14 protein-coding genes, 1 tRNA gene and 1 pseudogene are annotated in these 19,261 nt (G+C 49.1%); 10 read left to right on the forward strand and 6 right to left on the reverse strand.

Features of this window, described 5'->3' with window-relative positions:
- Nucleotides 1-11: 11 nt before the first annotated feature.
- Nucleotides 12-269: a class I ribonucleotide reductase maintenance protein YfaE gene (gene yfaE, locus NL324_RS03225; protein ID WP_253306317.1), complete on the forward strand. Its 258-nt coding sequence runs from the start codon at nt 12-14 to the stop codon at nt 267-269.
- 308 nt (nt 270-577) lie between these two features.
- On the opposite strand, the gene NL324_RS03230 is transcribed toward yfaE, so the two are convergent.
- Nucleotides 578-1,663, reverse strand: a complete 1,086-nt coding sequence (locus NL324_RS03230) for a hypothetical protein (protein ID WP_253306318.1) — start codon at nt 1,661-1,663, stop codon at nt 578-580.
- A 187-nt stretch (nt 1,664-1,850) separates the two neighbouring features.
- Here NL324_RS03230 and NL324_RS03235 point away from each other — a divergent pair, with 187 nt between their 5' ends.
- Nucleotides 1,851-3,065 carry an aromatic amino acid transport family protein gene (locus NL324_RS03235; RefSeq protein WP_253306319.1) on the forward strand — a complete coding sequence of 405 codons (1,215 nt, stop codon included), beginning with the start codon at nt 1,851-1,853 and terminating at the stop codon, nt 3,063-3,065.
- 29 nt (nt 3,066-3,094) lie between these two features.
- Here the strand turns inward: NL324_RS03235 and NL324_RS03240 are convergent, their stop codons facing one another.
- Genes NL324_RS03240 through NL324_RS03250 form a run of 3 tightly spaced genes read right to left on the reverse strand, consistent with a single transcriptional unit; the run spans nt 3,095 to nt 8,678 of the window.
- Nucleotides 3,095-5,215: a type I secretion system permease/ATPase gene (locus NL324_RS03240; RefSeq protein ID WP_253306320.1), complete on the reverse strand. Its 2,121-nt coding sequence runs from the start codon at nt 5,213-5,215 to the stop codon at nt 3,095-3,097.
- Entirely contained in the window at nt 5,212-6,588 is a 1,377-nt protein-coding gene (locus NL324_RS03245; RefSeq protein ID WP_253306321.1) for an HlyD family type I secretion periplasmic adaptor subunit, read from the reverse strand. The genes NL324_RS03240 and NL324_RS03245 overlap by 4 nt, the downstream gene beginning before the upstream one ends.
- Nucleotides 6,588-8,678: a peptidase domain-containing ABC transporter gene (locus NL324_RS03250; protein ID WP_253306322.1), complete on the reverse strand. Its 2,091-nt coding sequence runs from the start codon at nt 8,676-8,678 to the stop codon at nt 6,588-6,590. Before NL324_RS03250 ends, NL324_RS03245 begins: the two co-directional genes overlap by 1 nt.
- A 399-nt stretch (nt 8,679-9,077) precedes the next feature.
- On the opposite strand from NL324_RS03250, the gene NL324_RS03255 reads away from it, so the two are divergent.
- Both NL324_RS03255 and NL324_RS03260 read left to right on the forward strand, forming a co-directional pair.
- Complete coding sequence (locus NL324_RS03255; protein ID WP_253306323.1) at nt 9,078-10,592, forward strand: YifB family Mg chelatase-like AAA ATPase; 1,515 nt, start codon at nt 9,078-9,080, stop codon at nt 10,590-10,592.
- 174 nt (nt 10,593-10,766) lie between these two features.
- A pseudogene (locus tag NL324_RS03260) lies at nt 10,767-11,111 on the forward strand (Hsp20 family protein); the annotation flags it as partial.
- A 148-nt stretch (nt 11,112-11,259) separates the two neighbouring features.
- Here the strand turns inward: NL324_RS03260 and NL324_RS03265 are convergent.
- Both NL324_RS03265 and NL324_RS03270 read right to left on the reverse strand, forming a co-directional pair.
- Nucleotides 11,260-11,335: transfer RNA gene (locus NL324_RS03265), tRNA-Asn, on the reverse strand.
- Between the two features lie 61 nt (nt 11,336-11,396).
- A complete protein-coding gene (locus NL324_RS03270) occupies nt 11,397-12,584 on the reverse strand; it encodes a ParB/RepB/Spo0J family partition protein (protein WP_253306325.1) in 1,188 nt (395 codons plus the stop codon).
- A 206-nt stretch (nt 12,585-12,790) separates the two neighbouring features.
- Here NL324_RS03270 and sbcB point away from each other — a divergent pair, with 206 nt between their 5' ends.
- The 6 genes from sbcB (at nt 12,791) to artM (ending at nt 19,219) form a co-directional block, all read left to right on the forward strand.
- Nucleotides 12,791-14,209: an exodeoxyribonuclease I gene (sbcB, locus tag NL324_RS03275; protein WP_253306326.1), complete on the forward strand. Its 1,419-nt coding sequence runs from the start codon at nt 12,791-12,793 to the stop codon at nt 14,207-14,209.
- A gap of 502 nt (nt 14,210-14,711) precedes the next feature.
- Nucleotides 14,712-16,058 (forward strand): inverse autotransporter beta domain-containing protein, encoded by a 1,347-nt coding sequence (locus tag NL324_RS03280; protein WP_253306327.1) that lies wholly within the window; start codon nt 14,712-14,714, stop codon nt 16,056-16,058.
- A gap of 303 nt (nt 16,059-16,361) precedes the next feature.
- On the forward strand, nt 16,362-17,090 hold the full coding sequence (gene artP / locus NL324_RS03285; protein ID WP_253306328.1) for an arginine ABC transporter ATP-binding protein ArtP: 729 nt from the start codon (nt 16,362-16,364) through the stop codon (nt 17,088-17,090).
- Nucleotides 17,091-17,139: 49 nt separating this feature from the next.
- Nucleotides 17,140-17,889 carry a transporter substrate-binding domain-containing protein gene (locus NL324_RS03290; RefSeq protein WP_253306329.1) on the forward strand — a complete coding sequence of 250 codons (750 nt, stop codon included), beginning with the start codon at nt 17,140-17,142 and terminating at the stop codon, nt 17,887-17,889.
- Complete coding sequence (locus NL324_RS03295; RefSeq protein WP_253306330.1) at nt 17,889-18,566, forward strand: ABC transporter permease subunit; 678 nt, start codon at nt 17,889-17,891, stop codon at nt 18,564-18,566. The genes NL324_RS03290 and NL324_RS03295 overlap by 1 nt, the downstream gene beginning before the upstream one ends.
- A complete protein-coding gene (gene artM, locus NL324_RS03300; RefSeq protein WP_253306331.1) occupies nt 18,566-19,219 on the forward strand; it encodes an arginine ABC transporter permease ArtM in 654 nt (217 codons plus the stop codon). Before NL324_RS03295 ends, artM begins: the two co-directional genes overlap by 1 nt.
- Nucleotides 19,220-19,261 lie beyond the last annotated feature (42 nt).

The raw sequence follows: 19,261 nt of genomic DNA on the forward strand, positions 1-19,261 counted from the left end.
CAGGTTCGCTGATGGCAGACTACCATATCACTCTACAACGAAGTGGAAAAAGTGTGGTGGTTAACAACCCAGTCTCGCTGCTAGACACCCTACAGCAGCATCAAATTCCTCTTGAGTACCAGTGCCAACAGGGCTACTGCGGTGCTTGTCGTACTGAGTTGCTCACAGGAGCAGTCCACTACGACACACCGCCGTTGGCATACCTCCAAGCTAATGAGATCCTACCCTGCTGCTGTCAGCCCTGCAGTGATCTCATCCTTGCATTGTAAAGATAAAAGCATTTTATCTCTCAATAGCGAGAGCAACGGACCGCTAGTTTTCTCCCTCCAATCAGCCTTAAGCTTTTTGTGGGGGTGGGTCCAACTGACTGATGGGGCAAAAAGGGTGTCTTCTGTAGACTTCCAAAACCAAGGATAAATCTTAGATAAAATTGATGAGGATTGAGTTGATAATTCCCGCTATCAGTCAGTTGGACCCACCACCCTTTTTGTAGATTTAGCTGCTACTCCGATTAGGGATAGAATCCATTGTAGACCCAATCGATTAACTGATATTCTGATTATTGATATAGATTAATTTACAAATTTTTGTCGTCTGAGGAATTAACCAAAATATCACATCTTTTAGATGAACTAGAATGAATACTACTAATATTATCACTTCCTTGAGGGTCATTAAGGGCGGATAGGCTCTGAACTAGTCCTTGAGAATTTTCTACTTCTAAATTAGGAAATTTTTCTAACAACGACGACAGCGAAATATTAGTTAATTGATTGCAATCATTAATTTCTAGTTTAGTCAGTTTATCACTGGTTCCCGAAAAATCTAAATATTTCAAATCACTGCAATTTTCAACGCATAGCTCAACTAGATTAGGAAAATGATTTATACACAGTTCCGATAAGGAACTGCAATTCTCGATAGTCAGCTTAGTGAGCGCCGGAAGAATACAATCAAATGTTGGATCTAATAATTCGATTAGTTCTGGAAGGTTCTCAAGTGATAATTCTTTTAATGTAGGGATACTTTGCATACCCTCTAACATATCGATTTCATCACAATCTTTAATTTTCAATATTTCCAAATTGGGAAAGCTATCTATACCCCGCAGATCTTCTAAACTTGCATCATCTAGGATAATTTCTTTTATATTAGGAAGAACAGGGAAACCGTCTAAAGATTTTAAATATGATTCTAATTCATCTGACGACGATCGAATAATCAAACTTTCAAAATTTTGAAATAAAGTAAGCAATGCTAAGTGATCATAAGATCTAACAGATAAAAAAGTTCCTGAAAAATTTTTAAGACAAGCTGAACCTAAATAGACTAAAAAACTTAAGTCTCTACCAGGATGATTTTCTTGTTCTTTTTCAAAAATATTTCTTAAAATACACATTTTCTGTTTTAGATCCGCTTTAGCTAGCGGAGAAAAATCTTTAAAATTTCTATAGTTATCGAGAAGGATGCTTAAACCTGGAACCATGGTAATTATTTCAAGGAGTGGAACCTCATCGAGTGGAACTTTACTATCTAACTTAACACAACCGTTTGTTAATTCCTTAGCTATAATTTTACGTACTATTTCATAAAAATCTTTTTTACCTTCTGTTTTAAAACAACGTGATATTGCGTCAGCTAAACTGTTTCTATTCGGATCCATAGCGAAAATCCCCAATGTTACTTTTTCTTTTTACCATCCTCAAAAGATAAGTCTATCTTAAAAGTTAATTAAATGTAAACTAATAGTAATAATTTTTTTTATCAATGCCTGTTTCTGTCACCACATTGACGAATCATCTTGCTTCAATTAGTCTGCCCAGTCACAAAACAAGATAAAGTCATTCTTTATGGAAAATCGTTCATTAGGTGGGGTGTTGTTAATTGCTGGGACGAGCATCGGGGCGGGAATGCTGGCGATGCCGCTGGTCTGTGCTGCGCTGGGGTTCACCACGACTGTTGTGCTGTTAGTGGCCCTGTGGTGTTTAACCACCTACAGTGCGCTATTGCTGGTTGAAGTTCAGCAGTACGCTGAGCCCGACACGGGACTCACCACCCTCGCAGCCCGCTATCTTGGTCGCAGGGGCTATTGGATCACACAAACAGCGCTATTATGGCTGCTTTATAGCTTAACGGCTGCCTACCTCACCGCCGGCGGCAAGCAGCTAGCAGCACAACTCAGCCAAGCGTTATCTTGGCGGCTTGCCCCTCAGCAGGGAACCTTACTGCTAACCCTAGTGACGGCCTGCTTGGTCAGTGGTGGCGCGCGATTAGTGGATACCAGCAACCGGCTGCTCTTTAGCTTAAAAATGGTTGTTCTGTTATTGATGCTGCTACTGATTGCACCGTGCGTACAAAGCAGCCACTTGCTGGCAACACCACAACATCCCCAGGCGCTCTTAGCGGCTATCCCAGTATTATTGACTGCCTTCGGTTTTCATGCCACCCTGCCCAGTGTACTGCACTACCTAGAAGGCACGGTCCGGCAATGGCGTTATGTCGTTCTGGCAGGCAGCGCTATTCCTTTGCTAGCCTATCTCGCTTGGCAGTGGGCTATTCAAGGTTTATTGGATCAGCAATACTTTCTGGCAGTTCTGGCCGATCTCCCTGATTTACCAGGATTGATGCAAGCACTACAAAACAGCGGGGTGCCCTCACACATTGGCAGTACGGTTAGGCTATTTGCTGCCCTAGCGTTGTCTACCTCACTGCTCGGGGTCACGCTAGGGCTATTTGATCACTGGTTAGAACAATTCCAATCCTCAACCAGTCGCTATAGCCGCCTGCAAGCTGGATTATGTACTTTTTTGCCACCACTGGCCTTTGCATTAGTTTACCCGCAGGGATTCATGCTGGCCTTAGGGTATGCGGCCATAGCGCTAGCGATCCTCGCGCTACTACTGCCAGCAGCTTTAGTCTGGAAGATTCGCCAACAGGCAGAACCAGCACCCTATCGAGTAGTCGGTGGGCGGTGGGCGCTCTTCCTGGTGCTACTCTGCGGGATTGTGATTATCTTACTACAACTCGCTATTCGTACAGGTTGTTTACCCACCATGACCCATTAACAAGGTCATCACTAGCCGCTAGACCTGCTTTAACCAACTTGCTGCTCCCATAGATGAGCATACAACCCTTGCTGCTGCAGTAGGGCTTCATGTGTTCCCTGTTCAACAACCCGCCCTTGATCGACCACGAAAATACGGTTGGCTCGGCGGATCGTATTTAAACGGTGGGCAATGCTGATCACCGTGCGGTCATGGCAAATTTGATCCATATTAGCCATGATGGCTGACTCAGATTCATAATCCAATGCCGAAGTCGCTTCATCCAAAATGAGAACCCGTGGATTCGCTAACAAAGCGCGAGCTAAAGCGACCCGCTGACGCTGGCCACCGGATAAACCATTGCCCCTTTCACCCATCATCGTATGATAGCCATGAGGGAAATCCGTAATAAATTCATCAGCCCCAGCCAACCGGGCCGCAGCAATAACCTCCTCTTCTGAAGCTTCCGGAGAACACAATCTGATATTGTCAATAATGCTACCAGCAAACAGGACATTCTCTTGCAATACCACACTCATATTGCGCCGCAACGAACTCGGATCAGCAATGGCCAAGTCCATGCCGTCTACCAAGACCTGTCCAGTTTGGGGAATATAGAGACGCTGTAATAACCGAGTTAAGGTACTTTTTCCTGATCCTGACGGGCCAGTAATGCCAATAAATTCTCCAGCTTCTACCAAAAATGTTAGATCTTGCAGTACTTCAGCAGCATCTGGGCTATAACGAAACCGAACATGGCTAAACTCTATCTTTCCTTTTAACATCGGCACCGTGGCCACCCCTTTACGACCAACCTCTGAGGGGGAGTCTAAAATATCGCCAATACGCCGCAAGGCAATTAACGTATGTTGAAAGTCCTGCCACATCTGGGCTAAACGTAAAATAGGTTGCGTGACATGGCCAGCTAACATGTTAAAAGCCACCAACCCACCGGGCGTGAGAGAGTCCACACCTGGATTGACCTGACCCACTAATACTAGCTTGACCCCAACCCACAGGATAATGGCTGAGGTCAATTTCTGTATCAGATTGATTCCTTGCCCAGCACCAATCCCAATTTTACTGGCAACAAAAGTGGCTCGTAACTGGCAAGCCAGGATCGACTGCCAACGCCGCAAAAAATCAGGCTCAGTCCCCGTAGTTTTCAGGGTCTCAATACCGGTCATGGTCTCCGTTAAATAAGCGGTGGCTATTGCACTGGCGTCGTACTCTTTCGTCACTCGAAACCGCAGTATCGGACCCATCACTAACCAAAAGAGCGCATACAGCACTAAAGAGGCAATCACTATCCAGGCTAATGGCTTGGCGTAATAAAACATCACGCCCAAGAACATAACAATAAAAACGCTATCCAACACCAACATCAGTGCTGAACCCGTTAAAAATTGACGAATATGCGTCATTTCTCGAATACGAGCTACGACCTGACCCGTTTGCCGCTGACCAAAATAATCTAAGGGAAGGGTAATCAAGTGACGATATAAGCGGCTAGAGAGCTCGGCGTTCACCTTACTCGAGAAGTGGGCGAACGTCTTTCCCCGCAAGTAGCTGTAGACAGGCTCAGCAATGGCTAATCCTAACATGGCTAAGGACAATACCTGCAGACTAGAGAGTCCTCGGTGAACCAACACCATGTCAATAATATTTTGAAAGACCATGGGCGTCACTAACGCTACCATTTGCAACATAAAAGATATGGCTAGGACATCCCGTAACTGCTTTTTATGACGTAAAATAGAGGGCAGAAACCAATGTAAACTAAATTTTACATCCGAGACCTTGAGCATTTTTTCAGCCAATAGGATGACGAGCATCTTTGACCGCCGCTCCTCCGAGGGGAGCGGCTCCTCGTAAAGCTGCTGTGTGGCCGGATCGTAACGCGACCAGCGGGTTGCTTCAATGTGCTCAATAACATTCCAGACGCCCTCGAAACACACCAGTGCTGGAACCGGTATCGTATCAATCTTACCAGCAGCTGGGATCCACTTTGCCCTTAACCCCGCATAGCCGGCAGCGCGGCAGACGTCTAAGGCATCCAGTTGTTGACACTCAACTCCCAAAACATGACTCAGTGCTGATTCTGTAACCACCAGCTGAAAAGTCTGGGCGGCTCTAACAATCGCTGGTAACCCATAAGCCGCAGTCATCATGGCTCGCGCCACGCTTCTGCTTGATATTCACGGATAGGACTAAAGACGTAATCAATAACCCTTCTTTTACCAACTTTAATATTGGCTTGAATCGACATCCCAGCAGTTAACAAGACCTCCTGATTATCCACTGTAATGTGGTTTTGTTTTAATTCAATCTGCGCTGGAAAGAAGGATTGACTCCCCATACCGTCATTGCGTTCGCGGGGAATAGCATCCCGTGAGAGACTTAATACAGTCCCTTGCAGCGTGCCATAACGGCTATAGGGGAAGGCATCCACCTTGATAGTGACCTCTTCTCCAGGGCGAATAAAGCCGATATCCTTATTATCAATCCGGACTTCTGCTCGTTGAGCAGCATCCAGTGGGGTAATCAATAGCAGGGTCTCAGCTGGTTTCACGATACCGCCTATCGTGTAGACTACTAATTTTTGGACCATGCCATCCAGGGGCGCTCGCAGCACTTGCAGACGCTTATGTTCCAGGGCCTTCTCCAAACCCTGCTCAACTTCAGGTAGACTGTTGGCGAGTCTTTTTAACTGCTCATGCCACTCCCGGCGATTTTTAGCAATAAAGTTAGAACGCCTTTCTTGTAAAGAGAGCCGCTCCGCTTTGAGTGTTGCCAGTGCCGATACCTGCTGAGTTAACTCTCGTTCGGTAGAGAGCAATTCAGATTCCTGTCTTAATAGGGTGTCCCGCGACTGCGCCTGTGAGGCGGCTAATTGACGATAGGCTGCTAACCGTTGCTGGTGATTCTCTTGCAGTTTTTTCAGTACCTGGATATCTGCCCGGCGTGCTGCCTGATCAGAGTCATTTTTAGCCAGAGCGGCCTCTGCCTCTGTAATCTCTGATCGGTAGTGCTGCCATACACTCAAACAGTAAGCGCGGTTCTTGACCACTAAAGATTCAGGCGCGGCAATAGGCTTAACCAATTTCCACTGCGGATCATCATTTAATAAAGCTTGGTAACAAGCCATATCTAGCTGCTGATGCACCAGCTTCTCTTGATAGAGCTGTAAGTCTTGTTCCGTGCCAACATTATTCAGCGTCAATAAAGGATCACCAGCTTTAACAGACTGGCCGTTACGCACATGAATAGCCACGACCTCGCTGGTTGAATAGGATTGGATCTCTTGTGATCGGCTCGGTAATACCAGTTCTCCTGCAGCGACGACATGCATATCTAACTGACCAAACCAAGCCCAAACAATCGTGATGAGCACCGAGCAGACCACGACTGCAGCAGTCATCCGTGCTGACGGCGAGGGTGGGCGCTCCATTAGCTCTAAATAAGCAGGAAGAAATTCGTAGTGATCTTGTGGGCGAACTTTATCGCGCCAAGCGTGATACCAGCGTTGTAATCGTGCGCGCATTAACCCGCTTCCTGTTGCAAATCTTGTTGTAGATGCCATAAACGGGCATATTTACCCTGTAACCCTAATAACATGTCATGTTGCCCCTGTTCAATGATTTGCCCCTGTTGCAGTACCACGATACGATGGCATTGGCGAACAGTTGATAGCCGGTGCGCAATAGTAATCACCGTACGGCCAGCCGAGATCTGCTCCATATTACGCTGAATGACGGCCTGCGATTCATCATCTAAAGCACTGGTCGCTTCATCAAAAATCAAAATAGTGGGCTCAGGCAGCAGAGCACGGGCGATGGCAACACGCTGTCGTTGACCACCGGAGAGCGAGCAACCCCCTTCAGCCAGCACTGTATCGTAGCCCATCGGTAAGCGTAGTATAAATTCATGCGCGCCTGCTAACTCCGCTGCTCTGATAACCTGTTCTAACGACGCGTCTGGAACTGCCTGTGCGATGTTGTCACGCACACTGCGATTAAACAAAAAGTTCTCTTGTAATACCACGGCAACTTGCTGGCGTAAACTCCGCACATTCAGTGAGTCTAAGGGTTGATTGTCAAACCAGATACGGCCTTGCTCCGGCAAGTAGAGTCGTAGGAGCAGGCGTGCTAAGGTACTTTTGCCCGAACCCGATTCACCTACAATACCAATATGCTCTCCAGCCGCAATATCCAAAGAGATGCCATGGAGAATCAACGGCGCTCCCGGTTGGTAACGGAAAGTCACATCCTGCAAACGGATTTCACCAATGAGTTTGATAGGCTCGGCATCACTCTCCTGTTCTCTAGGCATGTTAAGAATATCACCCAACTTATCAACGGCGACTTGCGCTTGTACAAACTGGCTCCACAGCTCGACTAACCGACTTAAGGGTTGGGTCAGGTGGTTGGTCATCATATTGAAGGCGATCAATTGACCTAAGGTGATTTTTTGTTCGATAACGTATTGTGCCCCCAGCCATAAAATCAGCACCGAGGTTAATTTTCCAAGACCTTGTACCACGTGGTTTGATAGGGAGGATAGCATCTGCGTTCGATAACTTGCTGAGACTAGATCTCGAGTCTGTGTCTCCCAGCGACGGGCTAAACGGGGCTCAACAGCCAGGCTCTTGACTGTTTCTGCACCGGCAATACTCTCCGTTAAAAAAGCGGTATTAACGGCATTATAGCGGAATTGGGTCTCTAGCCTCTCCTGTAATGGTCGGGTAATTTTCCAAGCAATCAGGAGGTAAATCGGGATAGAGGCCAGCACAATCCCTGTGAGGGCTGGAGACAATGTCCACATGACCACCAAAAATACGCTCATAAAAATGAGATCGATGACCAGCGTAAATAGTGAGCCTCCTAAGAATTCACGAATGCTATCTAATTCACGAACCCGCGCCACTAGCGCGCCTACTTGACGATTCTTGAAGTAAAGCAGTGGTAACCCTAGCAGATGTTTAACCAGTTTGACACCCAGCAACACATCAATACGATTAGCCGTATGCGAATACTGGTATTCCCGTAAGCCACGCAAAATGACTTCGAATAGACTCGTGGCCACTAGCGCAATGATGAGCACATCTAAAGTTTTTTCACTATGGTGGAACAACACTTTATCCATGACCACCTGAAAGAACAGTGGCAACATTAATGCTAGTATTTGCAATATAAATGAAAAAATTAATACCTCTGCCAACAGACGTCGGTGGGTCCAAAAAGCCGGCAGGAACCAGGTTAAACTAAATTTTAATGAAGGGGCATAGAGTCTAATGACCTCGCCACTCCAAGCATTTCGCAACTGCTCCTCGGTCCACAACTCCGTATTGGGATGGAAAGGGTGTTGCACTAACCCCCGCACACTATCCATTTTTGCCAGCAGTCGATAATCACCATCGTTGCCACGAAAGGCAATAGGCAGATGCTTAGTGGTGATCTTGTGGAAAGGAATACGTCTTCGACGTAACCGAACACCCTGGTTTTGATTGAGCAGCTTTAAACCGCTGTCTATGCTTTGATGAGGCGTCGAGACCACCTCACTCGAGGGATGAATCCCCATTAATTGTAGTAGCAACCGCCCGCAGGCGATCGCACTCTTTATCGTATCGGCCATAAACGCCCAAAATTAGATCGTTCAATCGTTGACAACATAAAATCTGTTTCCACCCTTCAATAACCGATTATGGATGTTACTTTTATAAGTATAAGCTGTATTTTTTATAAAAATACTGATTTAAAAGTTGCCTGATATCTGATTGATTATTTAACCCTATCATAGTTTAACTAATCATTAAAGATTGCTTTGTAACAATAACTAACTGTTTAAAAAATTCTAAAAACTACCGACAGTGTGCAATAACAAAGCAGCATTATAAAATAGCTCCCAAACAAACACAACCTACCCTAATGGACCGCCATTTCTGTGAATCGCCTCGAGCATTAGAACACAACAGGTGATAAATCCCTGTGATCAGCTACAAAGGGTTCATGAGCTTTGCACGCTGGTTGCCTTATGACCCTAGCCATCATTTATACCCGTGCTTCGATCGGGATACAAGCGCCCGCAGTCCTGGTAGAGGTTCATATTAGCACCGGCTTACCCTGTTTCACCTTGGTGGGCTTAGCAGAGACTGCTGTTAAAGAGGCGCGAGACCGCGTACGGAGTGCCTTGTTGAATAGCGGCTTTACTTTTCCGGCAAAGCGCATTACGGTTAATCTCGCACCGGCTGATCTCCCTAAAGAGGGTGGGCGATTTGATTTACCTATCGCTTTGGGGATCCTGGCCGCTTCGGCACAGATCCCAACAGACAACTTATCTCGCTATGAGTTTCTGGGTGAACTCGGGTTATCCGGATCACTAAGCCCCGTGATTGGAGCAATTCCTGCTGTCTTAGCCGCTCACGCTGCTCAACGCCAACTGATTATAGCCGAGCGTAATCAGCATGAGGTGGCCCTTGTCAGGCGACAGGAGACCTTAATAGCGCCTGATCTCCTCACCCTCTGTGCCTATTTGCATGGCAAACAACCACTACCCTCGGCAATACTCATCGAGAGGCCGGTGCTACACACCCCATTAGATCTGCAAGAGGTGATTGGTCAGCAACATGCTAAACGTGCCTTAGAAATTGCCGCTGCTGGAGGCCATCATCTACTCCTGTTAGGACCGCCCGGCACGGGAAAAACTTTGCTAGCTAATCGTCTAACCAGTCTGCTACCACCGCTCACTCCTGATGAAGCCTTAGAGAGTGCTGCGATTGCCAGTTTGGCTAACGGCCAGCAACCCCTTCAACCGTGGCACCCTCCGCCCTTCCGGGCCCCGCATCATACCGCCTCCATGGCAGCTTTAGTCGGCGGCGGCTCACGCCCTACCCCGGGGGAAATTGCCTTAGCGCATAACGGCGTGCTATTCCTCGATGAGTTACCCGAATTTGATCGGCGCTCCCTAGATGCGCTCAGGCAATCTTTGGAATCAGGTGAAATTGCCATTGCGCGGGCTAATTATAAAATAAATTTTCCAGCCCGTTTTCAGTTGATTGCCGCGATGAATCCTAGCCTCAACAAAACAGTATCAGGAGCTGATTTACTGGCCGATCCACGGCCGCTGTTACGCTATCTTAACCGACTCTCGGCGCCCCTGCTAGACCGTTTTGATCTCTCATTAGAGGTGCCACTACTCCCCTATGGAGCGCTGAGTCAGGGGCGTGATCGCGGCGAAAGCAGCCCGGTGATTCAAGCACGGGTTATCGCTGCTCGTGCCCTGCAGATGAACCGACGAAACAAAAGCAATGTGTGGCTCAGCAGCCGAGAAGTAGAGCAGGATTGCCCGTTGACGAAGGCTGATGCCCACTTCTTGGAAACTGCTTTATCCAAGCTAGGATTGTCAATCCGTGCCTGGCATAAAATCCTCAAAGTGGCTAGAACCATTGCGGATTTGGAAGCAGCCCCCAGGATCAGTCGTGACCACCTCACTGAAGCGTTGAGCTATCGTGCTATGGACCGACTGCTTCGGCGTTTATCAGGCGGCTAACCGCCCCCTAAAATGGGGCTGGCAGATTTACACAATAATGGGATGTGAGCTACTGGCTGAGGTAGTCGTTTGCAAACCGTACGCTTGAGATAAACAACCCACTGTAGGCCAGCACTAGAAAAAGAGGATCGCTATCAGGTTTTCCCGCCTTATAACCTAGAAAAATTAGAGGATAACCACTACCAAATCATCGTGGCGCTAGCGGGCTTTCAACGGGATAAGCTGGAGATTGAACAGCAGGGATCGCATCTCACAGTGTGTGGAACTCACACCGGAAAAGGAGAGAGCAAACACTCTATCCATCACGGGCTCATGAAAAAATCTTTTCAGCGGCGCTTGACGCTCGCTGATCATAGGCGAACAGATAGTGCTCAATTCAGTGATGGTTTGCTGGGGATTAACTTGATCCGTGAAGTGCCTAAAGAGATGAGACCCTTAAAAACTGAGATTAAACAGCCATACTCTGCTACGGACAGGGAATCCGCGACGGTCGATGTTCTGGGAGCAGACCATCGATAGGGGCTAATTTCACATGTGAAACTGGCCGCTGGTCACTGCTGAGTGGTTGATGGCGTGAACATCACGCGCCAGGGGTATTCCCAGGGGAGTATGGCCATAAAAGGGGGCAGTCATGGGAGGTATCTGGGTGATCTCTGGCGGGTGGTGTTGGCTCCCCCGACTGGACTCGAACCAGTGACATACGGATTAACAGTCCGCCGTTCTACCGACTGAACTACAGGGGAGTAGCTATCAACCGCACGCATCATAACGATAGCCTCACAGCCTGTCAAGAGAGGCTCAGCACTACTCCTCCGCTAAAGCTTCTAGCCGTACCAATTCGATATCCGCTACTGGCACCCGGACCAGTTTCTCTTGCCCGCCCTGCCAGATCTTAGCCCAGAGATGGTCTGACTGATGATCAACCCGGTCAATCATTAAAACGCCTTGTTGGAAATCAGCGTCGCTCAGGATATTGACAATAATGCGCAATGCGGCAGCAGGCACTACCCGCCAGCGAGTCTCAGCGGATAGAGGCTCAGTAGCGGTCGCTTCAGCGGAGGAGATCTCAACCCCCGTCGTTTCAGGAGCGTCGACCTCCACAGGGGCTATCTCAGCGAGCAGTGCTGAAGCAGCATCGACCACCACTGCTTCCACAGACTCTGGTTCAATGACTGGTGCTCGTTTGACTAGCGGTTCCAGAGGCCCAGAAGGGCTAGTAGGCATTACAGAAAGCACCACCTGCTCCTGATCATCCTTGATCTCGCGGGGAGTGGTAGGATGCTGAGCTCCGCTCTGCGTGCTGCCGACCCCTCTTTTGGCCTCATTCAATAACTCACGTGACTGCCGGCGAGTGATTCCCGCTTTCAAAGCTGCCTGACAAACACGCTCTCCTGTTTGCGGTGCTAGATCAGAGAGCTGCCGCAAATTATTTAAGGTCTCGGTATCCCGAGTGATATTCGCCTGATAGAGTGCTGTTATGCCCTCGCCCATTTTTAGGAGTGACAGGTGAGTAGAGACGAAACTACTGGTTTTCCCCAGACGCTCAGCAATCGCTTTCTGCTGCCAACCTTGTTGCACAAAGCAGTGTAAGGCATTGGCTATCTCCAAGGGTGAGAGCGCCTCACGTTGAATATTTTCTATTAACTCCCCCGCAATCTCATCCAACGGGCTTGCCTTGGGATCGTTGATGATGGCTTCAATCGTCTCCAACCCTGCCTGCTGGCAGGCCCGCCAACGACGCTCTCCCTGTTGGATGAGGTAGTACCCCTCACTATTTTTAGGAGAGACGACAATGGGCTGAATTTGCCCCTCTTGGAGCATAGAGTTGGCTAACGCTTCAATTTCTGAAAAATTTTTTCGGACCTGCGAGGCCTTAGAACGCACTTCATCTACCCGTAAAGCGGCCACCTGTTTAGTCTGCTGCTGTTGTGTCGTTAGCAGGCCTGGTTGCTGATCGTTATCTATCACTGTGATACCTACCCCTATGCTCATGACTATCAAGAAATACCCTGCTGTTGACGTCCTCGTTTGATCCTGGAAGTCTTAGTGGCGCCTCTATGCGGAGCCTACCGGGGATTCTACCGGTGCCCAGGATTTCAGTTATCCTGGTGTGGCTCAAGCACACTGGTACAATGGCGTTGCTGTCTAGCGTTAGCTTCCCAGTAAAATAGAGCCTCTTAGCTTGTAGGAGCTTGCTGATGAACCACCGTGGATCGAACCATTTCTATTTTTATGACTATGAGACCTTTGGTCAACACCCAGCATCAGATCGACCAGCACAGTTTGCCGGAGTCCGTACCGATGCCGAGTTTAATCCACTAGGCAGCCCGAAGGTACTCTATTGCCAGCCACCACCAGACTATCTCCCCGATCCAAATGCTGTGCTGATCACCGGCATTACGCCACAACAGGCGCTGAGGCAGGGCGTCCTTGAGGCGGAATTTGCGCGCAGCATTCACCAGGAGTTTAGTCAACCCAATAGCTGTATTCTGGGCTACAATAGCATCCGCTTTGACGATGAGATCACCCGCTACCTGTTTTACCGTAATTTTTATGATCCCTATGGGTATAGTTGGCAGCAAGGCAACTCCCGTTGGGATCTGCTGGATGTGGTACGGGCCTGCTATGCGCTGCGTCCTGATGGCATTGAGTGGCCGGTGACTGCAGAGGGCGTCCCCTGTTTTAAGCTGCAACAGCTGACTCAAGCCAACGACATTGCCCACCAACAGGCCCATGATGCCTTGTCTGATGTCTATGCCACCATTGCGCTTGCCAAACGGATTCAACAAGCACAACCTAGGTTGTTTGACTATCTGCTGCAACACCGTAGTAAACAGGCACTAGCAACGCTGATTGATACCAGCCGCTTAACACCCTTAGTCCATATCTCCGGGATGTTTAAAGCCTCTCGGGGCTGCGCCAGTTGGGTGGTGCCGCTCGCCTGGCACCCTGATCAGCAAAATACCGTTATCGCTTGTGATCTAGCCGGTGATATTGAACCCCTGTTGACGCAAACCAGTGAGTGGCTGCAACAACGCCTCTACACCAAGCGGGAAGCGTTAGCGCCTGCCGACGCCCCTGTTCCCTTAAAATTAATTCATCTGAATAAATGTCCGGTGTTGGCCCCGGCCCCGCTCCTGCGACCAGCCGATGCTGAGCGATTGGGTCTTGATCGCCATCACTGCCTGAAGAACTTAAAAAGCCTGCAAATGGCGCCCCAGATCCGTGAAAAAGCAGCAGCGATATTGGCCACAAAACCGAAGCGGGTGACGAGCTCTGAGGTAGAGACCCGTCTCTATGAAGGCTTTTTCAGTGCTCCCGATCGATCGAAGATAGCGCAGGTGCCACACCTAGCGCCAGAGCTGCTGGCGGCCTTAGCTGATAGCTTCCAAGATAAACGCTTAGCCCCTCTACTGTTCCATTATCGAGCACGCAACTTCCCTCATACGCTGGATCAATCCGAGCAGCAGCGCTGGGCGGCACACTGCCAACAGCAGCTGGAGCAAAAAAAAGCCCCCTATCTGCAGCAGTTACAACAGTTAATGCAAATCCATGCCGATCAACCCACTATGCTGGCTCTGCTACAGGCCCTGCTAGATTATGTTCATCAACGCTAGGCTTCTGGCGGGGGTTGTCAGGATCACACCGTGCTCTTAGCACACTCAGTCGCCAGTTCCTTCGACACTAGGCCCTGTGAAGGGTTTGAACAGCGCTTTGGCGCAAGCTCGCTTTAAGTTAAGCAGCGGCTCATTGAGATATCTGAACTCCCTCAGGAGGGTCCGGTTTCACCCTAGACGAGGCCCTCTAAGCTTCCTTTGACTTATTCTCTAAACTTTAATCCCCTGGAAAAATTTCGAGCTAATTTTAAAATGACCCTTATCATCAATACAATTTTCAATTTCAAAATTCTTTCCGACTAGAGTCAATCAAGTTTCATTTAACATATTGGTTTTTATTAAAAACTTATTATTTAGTATATAAAAAATATTAATTATATTACTGAGTAATCTATTGGATTATTGTTAATAGAAATTGAAAAAATGAATCACTTTAAATATGATTAAAGTGAAGCACCCCTCTTAATAACTAAATAAACTTATTGAAGAACTCTATTATCCTATGAATTGTTTGTTACACACCCTTCTCCCCGGTTGGTTGATAATCACCGCGACTGTCATTATCGCTGCCGGGATTTCTGAAGATCCCTTGGCAACCAGGGGTAAACCATCAGCAGCTCGCCTGGAGCCACCCTCCTTTCATTTAACGCTCGATGCGCCTGTGGAGGAGGCTAATCAGTGTGTATCACTTGAAGGAGTAGGGTCGTTGATGCAGCGAGAACAGCAGCTGCTATTCCTACAAGGAGCCTGGCAGCGGCAGCAACAGCACAACCTATTGAGTCTTGGGCTGGGATGGCGCTATTTTCCAGAAAGCCACTGGGGTATGGGGTATCACCTATTTTATGACCAAGAGATCACGCGACGACAACGTCGCATAGGATTGGGTGCTGAGGCCTGGTGGCAGTCATTAACGCTAGCCGTCAATAGCTATCTTCCAGCCAATGGCTGGCGAGTAGGGGGCGATTTGACCGGGTATCATCAGCGTCCCGCTAACGGCTATGAGGTGACGTTACGGGGGATTCTCCCCACCCTGCCCCATCTAGGGGCTTCCGTACGTTATGCTCACTATTTGGGTGATAAAGTGGCTTTGGGCGCTGCGCCACCCTACCGGAATCAACAGCAGTGGCGTTGGGGGATTGATTATACCCCGATACCGCTCTTGACCTTAGCTTACCGCCGGCAGGCCGGTTTAAGCGGCCACGCTAAACAGCGGTTCAGCATGGTGTTGAATTACCGCTTCGGGCGCCCACTATTGAAACAGTTGGATCCGCAGCAGGTCAACCTGCTGTATTCAGCGGGGAGACGACGGTTGGCAAGGGTGCGTCGTGACTACGTGATGGTCTTAGAGTATACAAAGCGAGCCGTTCCGACAGCGCCACAGCGCCACAACGACAACGATAACAGAGTGATAGCAACACAGACAGAATCGCAGCAACATAACCACCCAAGCACAACGGCAAAGACACAGCCCCCACCACCACCGATGCCGCCCCCACCACCACCACTGCCACCGGATGACCTGTCAAGACAGATAAAAATGGGCAGACACCTCAAGAAAACTGGACCTCTTTCTAAAAAACCAGTGACTCCGAGGTCATCGTTACATAATGAACTGTTAGAAAAGCTCAAGAAAAGTGGGGGCTTCAAGTTCAAGAATAAAATCACCCCTAATAAACGGAAAAAAATAGGGACTCCAAAGTCATTGTCACAGAATAACCCGTTTAAAAGGTTATTAAAGAAACCTGACCTGCTCGGTGAAACTGAGTCGGAGATCAAGAAACGGAGACTGGCCTTTAGCGATAGCGACCACCTCAACGAGGAAACGGGTGACTGGTCTGCCTTGAATTAAAGCTCTGCTCTGTTGCCAGAGTGGCACTGCGAAGAAAGCAGAAGCGACACCTTAGGTATGGATAGTCGCCCCTAGAAGAGGGGCGACTGGTTTAAGCTTAAGAGTAGTAGCCCTTTGACTTAAAAAGAGAGCCCAAAACCAATAAAATCAGCCCGTAAATTCTTAGCGGCGGCAGCGCCGCAACCACCTTATTCCACGGGTAACCAGCTACAGTCAAGCTTTTTCTAGCAGCCGTTCATTGCGTCATGGTCCTTTTATCATTATGATCTTCCCCCTCTAAAGAGCGGGGAACAGCAGCCTAGTATGAGTATTGAACTCACAGCCATTAACTGTTTTTACGGAACACACCAGGTACTCCATCAGATTACCCTGACGATTGTTCCGGGATCCACGGTGGCGCTACTGGGCCCGAGTGGCGCTGGTAAAAGCACCCTCTTGCGGGTTTTTAACCTATTAACCATTCCAAGCACTGGCACCTTAACGGTCATGGGGTGCTCCGTCGACTGTGCGCTTCCCATTAGCGAAACAGCGGCTAATGGGTTAAGAAAACGGGTGGGTATGGTCTTTCAAGCGTACCACCTCTGGCCACATAAAACGGTGATGGGTAATTTAATAGAGGCCCCGCGGCGAGTGCTTAAACTGAGCAAGCCGATGGCTCAACAACAGGCAACCACCTTACTGGATCGGCTTGGTTTAACCCCCTATGCAGGCCGCTATCCCCTGCAGTTGTCAGGTGGCCAGCAACAGCGTGTAGCCATTGCACGAGCCTTAATGATGCAACCTAAACTCCTGTTATTTGACGAACCCACTGCCGCTTTAGATCCTGAAATTACTGGGCAAATGACGACCATTATGCAAGAGCTCTCCCAGTCCGGCATGACCCAGGTGATAGTCACCCATGATCCCGAGGTGGCCCGTAAAGTGGCGACGCACGTGATTTATATGGAGCAGGGGGAGATAGTAGAACAAGGTGATGCCCGGTGCTTTACGCACCCCAAGACACCAGCGTTTTCCCACTACCTCTCCCATTAAATCAGCAGGGTGTTCCCCCTGCCCCTTCAATGAGTAGTGGATGATGTTGATGAAAAAAAAAATCTGGCGGGGGCTGATCACTGCGGTCAGCGGTTTCTGGCTCTGCCTAGCGCTGGCTGCCACTGAGCCAGCTGGTCTGCACTTCGCTACCGAAGCGACCTATCCCCCTTTCAGCTTCTTTAACGGCAACAATCAGATCAGCGGTTTTGAAATCGACGTGGCCAACGCCATCTGTAGGCTCCTGAATCGACCCTGTAGCTTTCACCACCAAGCGTTTGAGAGTTTGATCCTGAATCTAAAGTTCCACCGTAGCGACGCTATTATTTCGGCAATGGACCGGACACCCGTACGTGCCCAACAGGTAGCCTTTACGCAACCCTATTATTACAACAGCGCCACCTTTATTACGCTCACCGGTCGGTTCAAGACGCTGACCGAGCTCCAACAGCAGCGGGTGGGTGTTCAACGGGGTTCAACCCATCAAAACTATCTGCTGGCAACGTACCCCTCTCTATCAGTGGTGACTTATGATAGTTATCAAAACGCACTACTCGATCTGCACAATGGGCGGATCCAGGCGGTCTTTGCCGATAGCGCCGTCGCTCACTGCTGGCTAAAACAGCAACCGCAGTTAGCCCAGTTAGGACCTTTGGTGCGTGATCCCCGTTACTTTGGCCAGGGCATCGCGATTGCCGTACGCCAAGAGGATACCGCTCTGTTAGCACAGTTGAACCAGGCTTTGACAACCCTGGAACAACAGGGTCAGCTGCAGACGATTCATCGCCAGTGGTTTGAATAATGCTCCCCACGACCGGCTTTTTAGTGCCCCTGCTGATAGCCAGCAAAATCACGCTGCAACTAGCCGGTAGCGCGCTACTACTGGGCCTGCTACTGGCGTTGGGATTAACTGCCCTACGCCGCGGGCGCTGTGCCCTACTACGGAGAGTAGCGCATGGTTTTACCCTGCTACTACAAGGTCTACCAGAATTACTCGTGCTGCTGTTGATCTATTTTGTGCCCACCCAGCTGCTGCACCTATTGACCCAGCGCTATATTAATTTGAGTAGTTTTGGCTGTGGTGTCGTCGCCTTAGCCTTGATTTTTGCGGCCACTGCTACAGAGACCCTACACGGGGCCTTGGAAGCAGTCGCTAAAGGCCAAACTGAAGCGGCTACTGCCCTGGGCTTGACACCGTGGGCTGTTTTTTGGCGCATCGTGTTACCACAAGCCTGGCGCTACGCCTTGCCGGGATTGGGAAATCAGTGGCTAGTCCTTATCAAAGACACTGCTTTAGTCTCGTTCATTGAGATCAATGATTTAATGCGGCAAACGCACATTGCTGCCCTGGCGACCGGTAAAAAATTAACCTATTTCCTGCTAGCTGCCCTGATCTATTTAGTCATGACGGGGATCAGCCAGCTGATGTTATCAAGGTTAAGGCAAATGGCCAGCCACTTTGAACGGAGTCCAGGCTAATGCTGGGGTATTTACCAGCCCTGCTACAGGGGGCCTCGCTGAGCTTACTATTAACTGCAGTGGCTTTGATCAGCGGTTTAGCCTTAACCCTGCTGTTGACCACGCTACTGGTGCTGCGCCTGCCGCTGCTACACCGTTTTATCCAACTGTATCTTCTGCTGTTGACCGGTACGCCACTGTTAATACAAATTTTTCTGATCTACTATGGCTCAGGAGCCTTGGCAGCACTGTGGGGTGGCGCGCTGAGTGGGCTGCTGCTCTCCCCCTGGTTTTGTGCGATGAGCGCCTTAGCACTCAACAGTGCCGCCTACTCTACCCAGTTGCTCTATCACACTTGGCAGTCGCTGCCGAAGGGTTACCGTCAAGCCTGTCGGGCACTCGGGATGAATCGCTCCCAGACACTAGTCACCCTACTGCCGCTAGCCCTCAAACGGGCGCTGCCCTCCTACAGCAATGAGGTGATACTGATTTTTAAAAGCAGCTCACTGGCCAGTACCATCACCTTGATGGATTTGATGGGTCAAGCACAACAATTAAATTATCAAACGTACGATACGCTAACCATTTTAACCCTGACAGGAGCCATTTATCTCTTCATCACCCTGTTACTCAGCTGGTTGATGCGCTGGTTAGCGCAACAATTTCCACAATGAATACTCCGCCGAGCGCTATGACGCCTGGGATAATGGCCTAGC

Origin of the sequence: unidentified bacterial endosymbiont, assembly GCF_918320885.1 — a bacterium.
GTDB lineage: Bacteria > Pseudomonadota > Gammaproteobacteria > Enterobacterales.

Bases quoted from the DNA above. Each gene is read 5' to 3' on its own strand.
- yfaE (WP_253306317.1), top strand. From the start codon at position 12: ATGGCAGACTACCATATCACTCTACAACGAAGTGGAAAAAGTGTGGTG.
- NL324_RS03230 (WP_253306318.1), bottom strand. From the start codon at position 1,663: ATGGATCCGAATAGAAACAGTTTAGCTGACGCAATATCACGTTGTTTT.
- NL324_RS03235 (WP_253306319.1), top strand. From the start codon at position 1,851: ATGGAAAATCGTTCATTAGGTGGGGTGTTGTTAATTGCTGGGACGAGC.
- NL324_RS03240 (WP_253306320.1), bottom strand. From the start codon at position 5,215: ATGATGACTGCGGCTTATGGGTTACCAGCGATTGTTAGAGCCGCCCAG.
- NL324_RS03245 (WP_253306321.1), bottom strand. From the start codon at position 6,588: ATGCGCGCACGATTACAACGCTGGTATCACGCTTGGCGCGATAAAGTT.
- NL324_RS03250 (WP_253306322.1), bottom strand. From the start codon at position 8,678: ATGGCCGATACGATAAAGAGTGCGATCGCCTGCGGGCGGTTGCTACTA.
- NL324_RS03255 (WP_253306323.1), top strand. From the start codon at position 9,078: ATGACCCTAGCCATCATTTATACCCGTGCTTCGATCGGGATACAAGCG.
- NL324_RS03270 (WP_253306325.1), bottom strand. From the start codon at position 12,584: ATGAGCATAGGGGTAGGTATCACAGTGATAGATAACGATCAGCAACCA.
- sbcB (WP_253306326.1), top strand. From the start codon at position 12,791: ATGAACCACCGTGGATCGAACCATTTCTATTTTTATGACTATGAGACC.
- NL324_RS03280 (WP_253306327.1), top strand. From the start codon at position 14,712: ATGAATTGTTTGTTACACACCCTTCTCCCCGGTTGGTTGATAATCACC.
- artP (WP_253306328.1), top strand. From the start codon at position 16,362: ATGAGTATTGAACTCACAGCCATTAACTGTTTTTACGGAACACACCAG.
- NL324_RS03290 (WP_253306329.1), top strand. From the start codon at position 17,140: ATGAAAAAAAAAATCTGGCGGGGGCTGATCACTGCGGTCAGCGGTTTC.
- NL324_RS03295 (WP_253306330.1), top strand. From the start codon at position 17,889: ATGCTCCCCACGACCGGCTTTTTAGTGCCCCTGCTGATAGCCAGCAAA.
- artM (WP_253306331.1), top strand. From the start codon at position 18,566: ATGCTGGGGTATTTACCAGCCCTGCTACAGGGGGCCTCGCTGAGCTTA.